General features: G+C 68.4%; 9 protein-coding genes and 2 pseudogenes. 2 read left to right on the top strand and 9 right to left on the bottom strand.

From position 1 onward, the window contains the following. Positions 1–246: 246 nt before the first annotated feature. From AB0I23_RS37035 to AB0I23_RS37020, 4 genes are all read right to left on the bottom strand, one after another. Positions 247–2,700: a beta-N-acetylglucosaminidase domain-containing protein gene (locus tag AB0I23_RS37035; protein ID WP_359116664.1), complete on the bottom strand. Its 2,454-nt coding sequence runs from the start codon at positions 2,698–2,700 to the stop codon at positions 247–249. A 390-nt stretch (positions 2,701–3,090) separates the two neighbouring features. After that, positions 3,091–3,759: a hypothetical protein gene (locus tag AB0I23_RS37030; RefSeq protein WP_359116662.1), complete on the bottom strand. Its 669-nt coding sequence runs from the start codon at positions 3,757–3,759 to the stop codon at positions 3,091–3,093. A gap of 242 nt (positions 3,760–4,001) precedes the next feature. After that, positions 4,002–5,180 carry a GDSL-type esterase/lipase family protein gene (locus AB0I23_RS37025; protein WP_359116659.1) on the bottom strand — a complete coding sequence of 393 codons (1,179 nt, stop codon included), beginning with the start codon at positions 5,178–5,180 and terminating at the stop codon, positions 4,002–4,004. Between the two features lie 92 nt (positions 5,181–5,272). Continuing rightward, positions 5,273–5,842, bottom strand: coding sequence for a TetR/AcrR family transcriptional regulator (locus AB0I23_RS37020; protein WP_359116657.1), 570 nt, complete (start codon positions 5,840–5,842; stop codon positions 5,273–5,275). Positions 5,843–5,913: 71 nt separating this feature from the next. On the opposite strand from AB0I23_RS37020, the pseudogene AB0I23_RS37015 reads away from it, so the two are divergent. Together AB0I23_RS37015 and AB0I23_RS37010 are read left to right on the top strand one after the other, a co-directional pair. Next, a pseudogene (locus AB0I23_RS37015) lies at positions 5,914–6,399 on the top strand (FBP domain-containing protein); the annotation flags it as partial. A 591-nt stretch (positions 6,400–6,990) separates the two neighbouring features. Continuing rightward, a pseudogene (locus AB0I23_RS37010) lies at positions 6,991–7,591 on the top strand (MFS transporter); the annotation flags it as partial. Between the two features lie 405 nt (positions 7,592–7,996). Here AB0I23_RS37010 and AB0I23_RS37005 read toward each other — a convergent pair. The 5 genes from AB0I23_RS37005 to AB0I23_RS36985 all read right to left on the bottom strand — a co-directional run bounded on the left by AB0I23_RS37005 (position 7,997) and on the right by AB0I23_RS36985 (position 12,640). After that, the gene (locus tag AB0I23_RS37005; RefSeq protein WP_359116654.1) at positions 7,997–9,124 is read right to left on the bottom strand and encodes a DUF475 domain-containing protein; all 1,128 of its coding nucleotides are present in this window, start codon (positions 9,122–9,124) and stop codon (positions 7,997–7,999) included. A 78-nt stretch (positions 9,125–9,202) separates the two neighbouring features. Further along, positions 9,203–9,598, bottom strand: coding sequence for a universal stress protein (locus tag AB0I23_RS37000; protein WP_359116651.1), 396 nt, complete (start codon positions 9,596–9,598; stop codon positions 9,203–9,205). An 11-nt stretch (positions 9,599–9,609) separates the two neighbouring features. Further along, positions 9,610–11,109 carry a tripartite tricarboxylate transporter permease gene (locus AB0I23_RS36995; RefSeq protein ID WP_359116648.1) on the bottom strand — a complete coding sequence of 500 codons (1,500 nt, stop codon included), beginning with the start codon at positions 11,107–11,109 and terminating at the stop codon, positions 9,610–9,612. Continuing rightward, positions 11,109–11,642 (bottom strand): tripartite tricarboxylate transporter TctB family protein, encoded by a 534-nt coding sequence (locus tag AB0I23_RS36990; RefSeq protein ID WP_359116646.1) that lies wholly within the window; start codon positions 11,640–11,642, stop codon positions 11,109–11,111. Before AB0I23_RS36990 ends, AB0I23_RS36995 begins: the two co-directional genes overlap by 1 nt. Next, on the bottom strand, positions 11,639–12,640 hold the full coding sequence (locus AB0I23_RS36985; RefSeq protein ID WP_359116644.1) for a Bug family tripartite tricarboxylate transporter substrate binding protein: 1,002 nt from the start codon (positions 12,638–12,640) through the stop codon (positions 11,639–11,641). Before AB0I23_RS36985 ends, AB0I23_RS36990 begins: the two co-directional genes overlap by 4 nt. Positions 12,641–12,733: the final 93 nt, after the last annotated feature.

Here is a 12,733-nt window from a genome sequence, read left to right as displayed (position 1 = left end):
ACCGCTTCGTGTACTTGCTACCCACCTGGTCACTGCTTCCTCTGGAACCACTCAGGTCCCAGTCTCCAGGTGTCCATGATCAAGGGGAAGCTTCAAGGTGATAGGGGTGGCAGCCGCAGCGGGCTGAGTCCCACTGCTGTGCCGGCGCCGACGACGAAGCAGGCCCTGGCTCCGGCATGCGGCCGCCCCCGTCAGGGCGGCCGCATGCGGGCCGCGCGGTGGGTGGCCCGGCGGTGTCGGTCCTGGTCAGCCCTGCTTCACGCGGCCGAGGACCTCGACCTCGGCCATGTTGAGTTCCACAGGGTTCTTGCCGGCGAGCCACACCCGCACATAGCGCCCCCGGGCGTTGGTGTCGATGGTGGTGGGGCTGCCGGCCTGGGCGGTCTCGTGCTGGCTCCAGACGTCCGGCTTACCGAGCTGGTCCGCGAGCGTGCCGGAGAAGGGCTGGTCGGAGACCAGGACGTAGTAGTCCTTCGTCCTGTCGGCGCAGCAGTCCGTCCGGTTGTAGATCTTGATCTTCTCGAGGTCGGCGCTGGTGCCGAGGTCCACCTCCCACCACGGCTGTGCTTCCCGGCCACTGGTGGTGGAGAAGTTGAAGCGGTCGCCGTCGACGGCCTTCTCGGCGCTGAACGGGAAGGTGCCGCCCCAGTCGTAGTCGGAGATCTGGTTCGCCTTCTTGCCCTGGGCGAGTTCGCGCAGGGGCGGCAGGCCCATCGACTCGTCGTGGAGGTTCTCCACGCGCGTGACGAAGTCCTCGACGAACGGATCGCCGATCTTCACCGGGCCGTGCTGGTGGTGCTCGGCCGGGTCGACCATGATCTGCGACGCCTCGGCGGCGAGGGAGTCCATGGCCTTGCGTTCCCCGGCGGCCTCGGTCGTGTTGCCGGCGTCGATCGCGGCGAGCGCGTTCAGGCCGTGCTCCATTGCCCGGCCCCACAGTTCCGTGGCGTCCAGCCAGCGGGAGGCGTCGGAGAGGAACAGCTTGTCGGGGACGCCCTCGCGGATGACGGCCGGTGCCCGCGTGACCGCGCGGACGGACGGGCGGAAGCCGTTGATCGCGGATCGCTCATCGGTTCCGTACGCCTTCCAGAACCGCTCCAGCTCAGCGCCGAACACCGGGGCCTGGGGCTGCCACAGTTCGGAGCCGAAGGTCGGGGCCGCGTGGTTGAGGTCGACGAACACCTGCACCGCGTCGGCCGTACGCGGGTCACCTGCGGCAAGGTGGAGGGCGGCCTGGCGCCCGGAGCGGTCGCGGTCGTAGCCCCGGTCGTTCCACGAGAAGTCCGACATCGTGAAGACCGCGAGCTTGCTGGCGGCCTCCTGGTTCATCGGGTTGGAGACGATGCCGCTGAGGTGGTCGGACAGTCCCGGCTCACGCTTGTCGTACGGTGCCAGCAGCAGTCGCCCCGCCGTCCGGCCGAAGTCGTTGACCGGGTAGTTGTCCCACACGAAGACCTTGCGGCCGAAGAGTTCGGCGGCCTTGGACGCCTGGGCGTTGGTGATCTCCCGCGGCACCACGTCCGTCCCGGTCCACATCACCTGAACCTCGGGGTCGAGCGTGGCACGGAGCCCCTGCTTGTACGCGGTGTCGGTCAGGTCGCCGTACTCCGTGGGCACCATCTGCAGCGGATTGGCCCCGGGCCGCTCGGCGATGAAGTCGCGCTGCACCGTGTTCAGCAGACTCACCTGGGCGCGGGCCGCGGCGCCGCGGCCCGGCGGGCCGAACTTCCGCGCGTCCGCATCGCAGTTCCAGCGGGTGTAGCTGATGTCGTCCAGGGGGATGGAGAACGACCGTACGCCTGCGTCGTACATCGCCTGCATCTTGTCGGTCAGCGCCTTGGTGTCGGCGTAGTCGGAGTAGCAGATGGAGGCGCCGGGTGAGACGGCGAAGGTGAAGCGGACGTGGTCGGCCCGGGCGCGGCCGATCAGTTCGCGCAGCTCGGCGAGCTTGGCCTGCGGGTAGGGCTCGCGCCACTTGTCCCGGTGGTAGGGGTCGTCCTTCGGCGCGTAGACGTAGGTGTTGGACTTCATCTCGCCGAGGAAGTCCATGTGGTCCAGGCGCTCTTGTGCGGTCCACGTCGGGCCGTAGAAGCCCTCGATGGTGCCGCGCAGCGGCATCGACGGGTAGTCGCTGACCTGAGTGCCCGTCACCTTCCAGTCGTCGCCCGCGCGCTGGAAGAGCTGGCGCAGCGTCTGGACGGCGTAGAACTGGCCCGTGGTGTCCGTGCCCCCGAGGGCGATCTCGGGATGCGACTGCCGGCCCGTGACCCGCAGGGCGTAGCCCTCGGCGTGGTCGGGCACGGCGGTGTCACCCAGGGCCTGGGCGATGTCCGGGCGGTCGGCGGGCCCCAGCCTGACGGTGAGCAGTCCGTCGGACGCCGACGGGACGCTGTCGGGGGAAACGTTGTCGACACGCGCGGCGCCATGCTTCCTCAGCTCGCGGACGAGGCGGTCGCGAGCGGCGGCGTCCGTGTGCGCGTCCGCGACGACGAGTACCCGGCCGGTGACGGCCGCGTCGCTGCCCGATCGGGAGATGGACTGCGGTGTCGGGGAGACGGTCGGCAGGGGGCGGGTACCCGCCGGGGCCGCGCGCGCTCCCGTGGTTTCCGCAGCCTGTGCTCCGGCTCCGGGGGTGAGCACTCCGAGCGTCACACAGCCGGCTATGGCAATCACGCCGAAGGCTGTTCTACGCCTTCTCATCAGACCCTCCATGTGGTCTAGACCATTTTGACCTTAAGAGGCTACTGGTCTCACTCGGTTCACTGTCAAGACATTCGGCCCGTCGGCTGCGGCAGGAGCTCGTGCCGCACCTCGGGCAACAGGGGCCGGTCGGGGAGAAACCGGTGCCTTGGTCCAGTCCGGCGTGAAGTACTTGCGGCCGACGTCGAGCAGCAATGAACGCTCGGTCAGGTCCGGCCAGTCGACGATCCATCCGACGGGCAGGGCGCTGCGCAACACCTGCACCAAGGTCCCGGTGCCCCGGAAGACGCCGTCGGCGGTCGGGGAGGTGATCGTCACGGTTCTGCCGGAGTCGATCGAGCAGGCCTCCGTCCGTCCGCCCGGTCCACCGCGCCCAGCCGCAACGCGATGTCATGGGGATTCGGGGCGCGGGCCGTCACCACCTGCGGCACCCACGGCAGATGCCGGTCCGTCACCAGATCCTCGGCGAGCAGCTCCGCGGCCGGCCGCAGGCGCCGCGCTGTCTGCGCAGGAGGGCCTGGTTGTGCGCCCGCCAGGGCTGGTAGCTTCCGTCCGGCTTAGAGCGATCTGTCTGGGGTCGGTGATGGTTTCGGGGAGTGCGCGCAGCTGCGCGGCTGCCTGCAGGGAGCGGTGGGTGCGGTGCTCGTTGTAGAACTGCTCGTGCTCTCGTGGAGCATGGCGCACGTGGTGAGCGTTCCAGATGGGAGTGCGGTCGAGGAGTTCGCGGCGGGGGCTGAGCACCCATCTCTCCGTGATCGGGTTCATCCTTGGCATGCGGACGCCGGTGAACACGCTCTGGATGGGGGCGGCGGTGAGGATCTCGTCGATCAGTGCGGGGTACTTCGTGTTGCGGTCGTGGATCAGGTAGGCGGCGTGCGCGCCCACGTCCTCAAGGTCCGTGGCGAGGTTCTTGACCGTGTGGGTCACCCAGCCCGCGGTGGGGTGCGCGGTGGTGCCCAGGACATGGATGCGGCCTGAGAGATCGCCCCGGAGGACCTCGCCCACATCTCGCCGTACCTGACCGAGCACATCAGCCGGTTCGGCGAGTACTCCACGCACGAGCTCGGCATCGAGCCCGAGGCGTACGACCCGAAGCTGGACATCGGCTTCACCCCGCTGCGGGACCAGGACCTGGTCGCCGTCGGCTTCGGCCAGGCCGCCTGACCGGCTGCGGCCGGGTCGGCATCATGACGGCCATGGACGATAGGCGTGAGCCGGCGCGGGGGGTGCATCGCGGGCGTGAACTCCTCCGGCGTCAGCACCGCCGCGTCGCGATCGCGGTCTGCGTGACCGCGATGTAGTCAGCCGGTCTCGGTGACGAAGGGGCCGCCGTCGCCGAATGCGAGCCGCGCGAAGTTCTCGCCGATGCGGCGGTGTCCCGCAGGGTCAGGGTGGACCCCGTCGGGCAGTGGCAGTTCGGCGTAGTCCGTCTCGCCGTAGAGGCCACGGCCGTCGAGGTAGTGCAGGTTCGGGTCGTCAGCCGCCCGCTGTTCGACGATCCGGGCCAGTTCGTCGCGGATGACGTTGAGCGTCAGGCGCCCGGCGACGCGTTCGGCCGGGTCGCCCATGGCCTTGAACCGCAAGGTCCCGCCGTCGAAGTCGGGCGCGAGAGGGCCGGGGGTGTCCTCCTGGACCGGGCACAGGATGGAGGACACGACCAGCAGCGGCGTGGTCGGATGCCCCTCGCGGATGGTGTCGAGGAAGCCGTGGACCGCAGGGGTGAAGGCGCGCAGGCGCATCACGTCGGAGTTGACGACATTGATGCCGAGCTTGACGCTGATCAGGTCCGCAAAGGTGTCCCGCATCGCACGGGCGGTGAACGGGTCGAGCAGCGCGCTGCCGCCGAACCCCAGGTTGACCAGCTCCACTCCGCCCTGGGCGGCTGCCAGGGCCGGCCAGATGGCAGTCGGGTGGGCGGCGTTCGAGCCGTGGCTGATGGAACTGCCGTGGTGCAGCCACACCCTGCGCCCGCTGTCCGGCGCCGGCTCGATGGGGGCGTCGGTGCGCAGGGCGATCAGCTCGGTGACCTCCGTATGCGGGAGCCAGATCTCGACATCCTTGTCACCCGCCGGCAGATCGGTGAACCGGGCGGTGCCGGCAGGCCCCTCCGACAGTTCGGAGGACTGGGTGAACATGTCGGTGATCGTGCGCACGTTACCGCCGGCCACCGTGGCCTGGGCGGCGAGACGGCCATCGACCAGCAGGTCGTACACGCCGTCCGCCGGGGCCGGGAAACCTCGGTGGACCCGCTTGGTGGGCAGCGTGTCCAGTTCGATCGTGGTGGCCCGGGTGCGGAAGGCCAACCGCACACCGGAGGGCTGGGCCTCGGCCACGGCCAGTTGGTCGTCAGGGATCTGCCGGCGCGCCCAGGCGGGCAGCCGGTGCGGCAGCAGGCCGTGCGCGGTCGCTTCCACGTCGAGGTGACCGCGCAGGATGTCCGTGGTGACAGGTGTGGTGATCCTGTCGTGCTCAGTGTTCATTGCCTCAGCCTGTTGATCAAGAATTTCGGATTGTTCATGTGCGCCGGTGCGCGGCGCGGCGGACCGCCTCGGGCGGTGCGGCCCTCATCTGGTCAGGGTGTGGCCCGGTTCCGTAGCAGAGCGTCGAGGGAATCCACGATCCAGACCCAGGATTCCTGCGCGCCGGGGACGCTGTGCTCGAAGCCTCCGGCCAGCTCCAGGCTGACGTAGCCGTGGAAGACGCTGCCCAGCATCCGGACCGCGTGCGTCTGGTCCGGCTCCGTCAGGTCGTAGCCGCGCAGGATCGCCCGGGTCATCTGCGCGTGCCGCACGCCGGCACTGGCGGCCGCCGTCTCCGGGTCGAGCCTGAGCCGGGCGGCGGCGTAGCGACCGGGGTGATCTCGGGCGTAGTCGCGGTAGGCATCCGCGAAGGCGGCCAGGGCGTCCTTGCCGGCACGCCCGGCCACGGCGTCGGCGACCCGGTCGGCGAGCTCCTCCAGCGCGAACAGGGCGATCCGGGTCTTGAGGTCCTGGGAGTTCTTCAGGTGCGAGTACAGACTCGCGACCTTGACGTCGAACCGCCGGGCGAGCGCCGAGACGGTCACCTGATCGAAACCGACCTCGTCGGCCAGTTCCGCCCCCGCCAGGGTCAAACGCTCCGGAGTCAGTCCCGCTCGAACCATAACCTTCCTCCTATCCAACGACAACCATTATGCAGTTGCCTAATGGCTTTAGGCAAATTAGCGTGTCGTTCATGAAGCCGCTGACTGAGCAAGAGATCCGTACCGCGTTCGTGAACTGCACCAAGGGCGCGGCGAAGCGCCTGTCCGTCCCTCGCGACCTGGCCGAGCGGCCCTGGGACGACCTGGACTTCCTCGGCTGGCGAGACCCCCAGGCCCCCGACCGGGCCTACCTCGCCATCGAGCTGGACGGCCGCCCGGTGGCGCTCGCGCTGCGCTGCCCCAGCCCCGGCTCCTGGCAGATGCGGCGCAGTATGTGCTCGGCGTGCCTGACCACTCACACCGGGGGCGTCTCGCTGATGGTCGCCGCGAAGGCCGGCAAGGCCGGGCAGCAGGGCAACTCCGTGGGCGCCTACATATGCAGCGACCTGGCCTGCTCGCTGTATGTGCGAGGCAAGAAGAATGCGGGCGCCGGCGCACGGATCCACGAGTCACTCACCCTGGAGGAGAAGATCCGGCGGACCGTCGCGAACCTCGCCGCGTTCATCGCCAAGGTCACCACATTAAGCATCCAGCCACGCACGCCACACCTGCCCGTCCTGGATGCGACGCGGCCCGTGGTGATCAGCGGCGGTGCCGCAGGTCTGAACGGTGCGCTGATGCTCGCCCGCTCCCCGCGACGCGCCCGCTGAGGGCGTGCACGGCCTGCTCGGCCTGGACTGCACCCCGCCCGCGCCCCTGTACAAGCGGGGCCGGGAGGAGGTGCGCCGCTACGGTGGCGTGATCGTCTCCGGCAAGGTCACCTCCGCCAAGCTCAGCCGCCCCGTCCGACGACGGGGATCTGCGCTTCACCGTCACCCTGGCCGACGGGCGCGCCCTGACGGCGCGCGGCCTGCTGGTGACCACCGGCCTGCGCGACGTACTGTCCGACGTTCCGGGCCTGGCGAAGCACTGGCGGCACGGCGTCGCACTGCCCGCCCTGCCACGGCTGGGAGGTGCGCGACGAGCCCATCGGATTTTTGGCGGTGAGCCCGGCCTCGTTCCACCACGCGCTGCTGTTCCGGCAACTGACTGACGATCTCGTCCACTTCACCCGCGGCACCGAACTGGACAAGGACACCCCCGCGCGCTTCGCCGCACGCAACATCCGCATCGTCGACACCGCAGTGGAGGCCAAGCTGGCCGCGCGCAGCAACGCCCGCGCCACCACGGCCACCGGCATCCTGCTGGCCGGCGCCGGTCCGGCGCTTATGGCCGGCATCGTCTCCGTCGACGGCGGCTACCTGTCCATCCTTCCCGGCATGCTCGCCATGGGTATCGGCATGGGCCTGTCGATGACGCCCTCCGCCGAGGCCATCACCAGCTCCCTGCCGCGCGAGCGTCAGGACGTCGCGTCCGCGCTCAACGACGTCACCCGCGAGTTCGGCACCGCTCTCGGTCTCGCCCTGCTCGGAGCGCTCCTGTCGGCCGGCTACCGCAGCGCCATCGACGACAAGCTCGACGGCGCCTCCCAGGGCGCGGCCGACGCCGCCCGGGAAGGCGTCGCCAACGCCATCGGGGCCGTAAACAGGCTCCCACGCGCAGGCGCTGGTCCATGCCGCGCAGCAGTCCTTCGTCGACGGCTGGCAGCAGGCCATGCGGGCAGGCGTCGCCGTCATGGGCGTCCTTTTCCTCCACGTCCTCGCCCGCGGCCCGAAGAACCTATCCCCGGCGAACGACGCGGAAGCCACCAAAACCGCCGCCTCTCGGTGACCGCGTAAGACCCGCAAGAGCTGGCCGAACGGTGGGCAGGTCGGCCCATGTCAGGGCGTCAGGCATGACGACCTCACAATGCCTGACGCCCGCGCCACCGTCCACCTCACCCTGGTCCACCCGTCGCTGGCTGGGCCGTTGGGGGTGGGCGCGGCAGTTCTCGGTGGGCTGGCCGGCGCCGTAGGCGTCGTGGCCAGCACAGTGCGGCATCGGCAGTGACGGCCGGGACTGCCCGGGCGACGCGGCCCTCTCGCACAAGCCATCCCAAAGGGACGGCTGCGGCGGTGCGGGTACGTGAGGCGTGCAGGGCTGCATCAGCAACGAGGACGGCGTGCAGCCCCGTCGTGGAGGGTGTCCAGGCCTGGCCGATCAGGCCATGGTCGACGCCCGTCAATCCCCGCTGGGTCACACCTCGGTGAGAGCTTCCTGTGGCTGCACCTCCTCTGCGGCGAGTGCCTTGTTGCGCCGCACCGAGGACCAGAACGACCAGCCGATCAGCACCACGCCGACCAGGCCGGTGATGATCTCGTTGATCTGGTACTGGATGGTGACGAGAAGGATGACGGCGAGCGCGCCGATGGCGTAGTGCGCGCCGTGCTCCAGGTAGACGTAGTCGTCCAGGGTGCCTTGGCGGACGAGGTAGACCGTGAGGGAACGGACGTACATGGCGCCGATGCCGAGACCGAGCGCCATCGGCACGATGTCGTTGGTGATGGCGAAGGCGCCGATGACGCCGTCGAAGGAGAAGGACGCGTCGAGGACCTCGAGGTAGAGGAACAGGAAGAACGCGGCCTTGCCGACCATCACGACGGCCGGAACGGGCTTGCCCGCCTTCTTCGCCATTTCCTCGGCCTCGTGCTCTCGCTCCTCTTCCTCCTCGAGCCTGTTCTCGAAGAAGCCGGAGAGGCCCCCGACGACCAGATACGTGATCAGACCGGCGATACCGGAGATCAGCACGGTCTGAGCCTTGTCCGCGTGCCCGGCGTGCTGGTGGGCGTTGACCGCGAAGGTCATCGAGCTGATGAGCAGCACGATCAGGGCGATGCAGACCGACAGCATGTCGATCTTGCCGAGTTTGGCCAGTGGCCGCTCCAGCCAGGCCAGCCATCTGATGTCACGCTCCTCGAAGACGAAGTCGAGGAAGATCATGAACAGGAACATCCCGCCGAAGGCCGCGATCGACGGGTGCGCGTCGGTGACCAACTGCTCGTAGCGCTCGGCATCGTTCCATGCCAGATCGACCGCCTCGATGGGCCCCATCTTCGCACTGAAGGCGACGATCACGACGGGGAAGACCAGCCGCATACCGAACACAGCGATGAGCACACCAACCGTGAGGAAGATCTTCTGCCAGAAGGCACTCATCTTCTTCAGGATTCCGGCATTGACCACCGCGTTGTCGAAGGACAGCGAGATCTCGAGGACGGACAGGATCAAGACGACCCCGAACGCGGTCCACCCACCGTAGAGCACCGCTGCGACCAGACCGAGTGCGGTGACAGCGAACGACCAGCCGAAGGTTTTCAGGACCACTGGTACCCAATCGTGTAGAAGGGGGTGCTGACGAACGCGTGCATGGTTGGCCAGAACGCACCCCGAAGCGACGGAATGTCAGGAATCTGCTTTCACCGCGAGGACCGGACACGGCGAATCCAGGAGGATCCGCTGCGCCGAGGATCCCAGGAGGAGCTTGCCGACCGCGCTGCGGTGCCTCAGCCCGATCACCACCAGGGAGACCTCGGACGACCACGCCAGCTCGACGATCTCCTCGGCGGCATCGCGCCCGCCGACCACCTGGCGTATGTCGAAGTCGACACCCAACTCGGTCAGGTCCCGTCGAACGCGGTCGAGGTCTTTCTGCTGTGCGAAACCGCGGTCGACGTACGCATCGCCTCGCGAGGCATTCATCACCAGCAGGGTCTCGCCCCGGGTGCGGGCCTCGTCGACTCCCGCGCGCAGGGCCGCCTCCCCTTCCGGCGAGGGCACATATCCAACCAGTACCGTCATGACTGCCCCTTTCAGGCCCGTTGCTCGACGAGCGGACGCACGATGTACCGGCGGACCAGCGGCCAGGCCAGTACGAGCACGATCACCGCGTAGATCACATAGGACACCGGTCCGCCCAGCAGACCGGACAGTTCGCCGCCCGACAGCTGAAGCGACCGCCGGCCCTGCAGTTCCGCGCGGGGGCCGAGGATGACGCCGACAATCAGCGGCAGCACCGGCAGCCCGAATCTCCGCATCCCGAAACCGATCAGTCCCAGCGTCAGGAGGAGGAACAGGTCCAAGGGCTGGGCGTTGACCGCGTAGGCACCCATCGACGCGAAGAACACAATCCCCGCGTACAGATAGGGGCGCGGTATCCGCAGCAGCCTGGCCCAGGCCGGCGCAAGCGGCAGATTCAGCAGGAGCAGCAGCAGATTGCCGATGAACAGGCTGGCAATCAGCGCCCAGACAAGCCCCGACTCGCGCTCGAACAGCAGAGGGCCGGGCTGGATGCCGTACGACTGGAATGCCGCGAGCATCACCGCGGCGGTCGCGTTCGTCGGCAGCCCGATGGCGAGCATCGGCACCAGGGTGCCCGCCGCGGACGCGTTGTTCGCTGCCTCGGGGCCGGCAACTCCCTCGATCGCCCCCTTGCCGAACTGCTCTGGGTACTTGGTCAGCTTTTTCTCTGTGGCGTACGACAGGAACGTCGGGATCTCCGCGCCACCGGCCGGCATGGCCCCGAAGGGAAAGCCGAAGGCGGTGCCGCGCAGCCACGGCTTCCAGGACCGTTTCCAGTCCTCCCGGCCCATCCACGGCACGCCGACGGGGATCACCCCTGCGGGCTTACGCCGCAGATGCGCCGCCACCCAGAGGGCTTCGCCTACGGCGAAGATGCCGACGGCGACCACCACCACATCAATGCCGTCGGCGAGCTGGGGGACGCCGAAGGTGAGCCGCTGCTGCCCGGAGACCGAGTCGATTCCGACAATGCCGATCACCAGGCCGACGAGCAGCGAGGCGAACCCTCGGATGCGCGACGAGCCGAGTACTGCGGTGACCGCGATGAAGGACAGCAGCATGATCGCGAAGTAGTCCGGTGCGCCGAGGCCGACCGCGAAGTCCACCACGAGCGGGGCGACGAGCACCAGCAGCAGAGTGCCGATCGTTCCGGCGACGAAGGATCCGATCGCCGCGGTGGCGAGCGCCTGCGCCGCCCGGCCGGCCTTGGCCATCTTGTTGCCCTCGATGGCCGTGACGACCGAGGACGATTCGCCGGGCGTATTCAGCAGGATCGAGGTGGTCGAACCGCCGTACATGCCGCCGTAGAAGATGCCGGCGAACATGATGAATGCCTGGGTCGGCTCCATTCCGTACGTCACCGGCAGCAGCAGGGCCACGGTCATGGCCGGGCCGATGCCGGGCAGGACCCCGACCGCCGTGCCGATCGTGACGCCGATCAACGCCAGCAGAAGGTTCATCGGGGTGACGACGTGCGCGAACCCCTCGAGCAGATGATTCAGGTTGTCCATTACAGGATTCCTTGCAGCACGCCGGCCGGGAGATTGACGCCGAGCCCGATCGCGAAGGAGTAGAAGGTGATCAGCGACAGCGCCACCGCGATCGCCAGGTTGCGCAGGTAGTGCCGGTTGCCCAGGGCGAAGGCTGTTCCCCAGAACAGGAGGGCCCCGCTGATCACCCAGCCGAGGGGTTCGATCAACACCGCGTTGACGACGAACGCGCCGATCAACAACAGCACGGTGCGCCAGTCGATCGGATTCGTCAGGTCGACGTCCTCGCCGCCCTCCGGTTCGGCGCGGCCGCCCCGCGCGACGTCCACGGTGTACACCAGGGCGATCACGAGGAGCAGTACGCCGAGGAGCACCGGCACCGTGCGCGGCCCGACCGGGTCGGTGCTGCTCGTCGCGTGCGCGATCCCGGTGGCGTCGACGATCACCAGTAGGCCCAACAGGGCGAGGAACGCGCACACACCGTACTGTGCGCGGTGCCCGCCAGGGGACGGGCGGGAGCCCGAGTCGGTGCGCTCAGTGACGTCCAGGCTCATGCCAGGCCGAGCTCTGTGAGGATGTCGGCGACGGCCTTGTCCTGTTCCGTCAGGTAGGTGGCGAACTCGTCGCCTGTCGTGAACGCGTCAGTCCAGCCGTGCTTGGTCAGCTCGGCCTTCCACTCCTTGGAGTCGTGCATCGCGGTCAGCGAGTCGATCCAGACCTTCTTGTCGGCGTCGCTGATGCCGGGCGGGGCGACGATTCCGCGCCAGTTGGTGAAGACCATGTCGATACCCGAGGACTTCAGCGTCGGGGCGTCCTTGAGGGCTTCGATCGGCTTCTCGCTGGTCACGGCAAGCACCCGCACCTGACCCGCCTCGATCTGGTCGAGGAACTCACCGAAACCGCTGGCACCGAAGGCGATCTTGTTGCCGAGGATTGCCGGGAGCAGCTCACCGCCGCCGTCGTAGCCGATGTAGTTGACCTTCTTCGGGTCGATGCCGACCGTCTTGGCGAGCTGCATCGGAAGCAGGTGGTCCGGTCCGCCGAGCGACGAGCCGCCCCCGACTGCGATGCTCTTGGGGTTCTTCTTCCAGGCGGTGACGAGATCGTCGATCGTCTTGTACGGGGAGTTCTTGGGCACGACGATCGCGCCCGCCTCCTCCATCAGCTTGGCGATTGGCGTGGTCTGGGAGAGCGTCGCCTTCGACTTCGAGGCGTACGCAGCACCGACGACTCCCAGCCCCATCTGCATGGCGAGCTTGCCGTTGCCCTTTTCGTTCACGGTGCGCTGCAGACCGACCGTGCCGCCGGCGCCCGGAAGGTTGAACACCTGAATTCCGGACGCGATCTTGGTGTCCTCCATCACCTTGGCCGCTGTCCGCGCCGTGGTGTCATACCCACCGCCCGGGGTGTTGGGGACCATGATCCGCAGGCCGGTGACGGGCTCGTCGCTCTTGCCCGTCCCCTCCTTCTCCGCGGTGGCGCCACAGGCGCCTACCGCGAGCATGGACATGGCGGCCAGGGCACTGACGACAGCAGCTCTGCGAGTTCTCATGGCTTGTCTCTTTCACTTCCGGCAGTCGGACGCCATGATTGTGCGACTCGGCAGACGCCCACGTCTGTGTTGTGTCAGCATTGAAGATTGAGT

Source organism: Streptomyces atratus, from assembly GCF_040655115.1.
Classification (GTDB): Bacteria; Actinomycetota; Actinomycetes; order Streptomycetales; family Streptomycetaceae; genus Streptomyces; species Streptomyces atratus_D.
The sequence above is the reverse complement of the archived record's forward strand: the minus strand, read 5'-3'. Positions and strand labels throughout refer to the sequence as shown.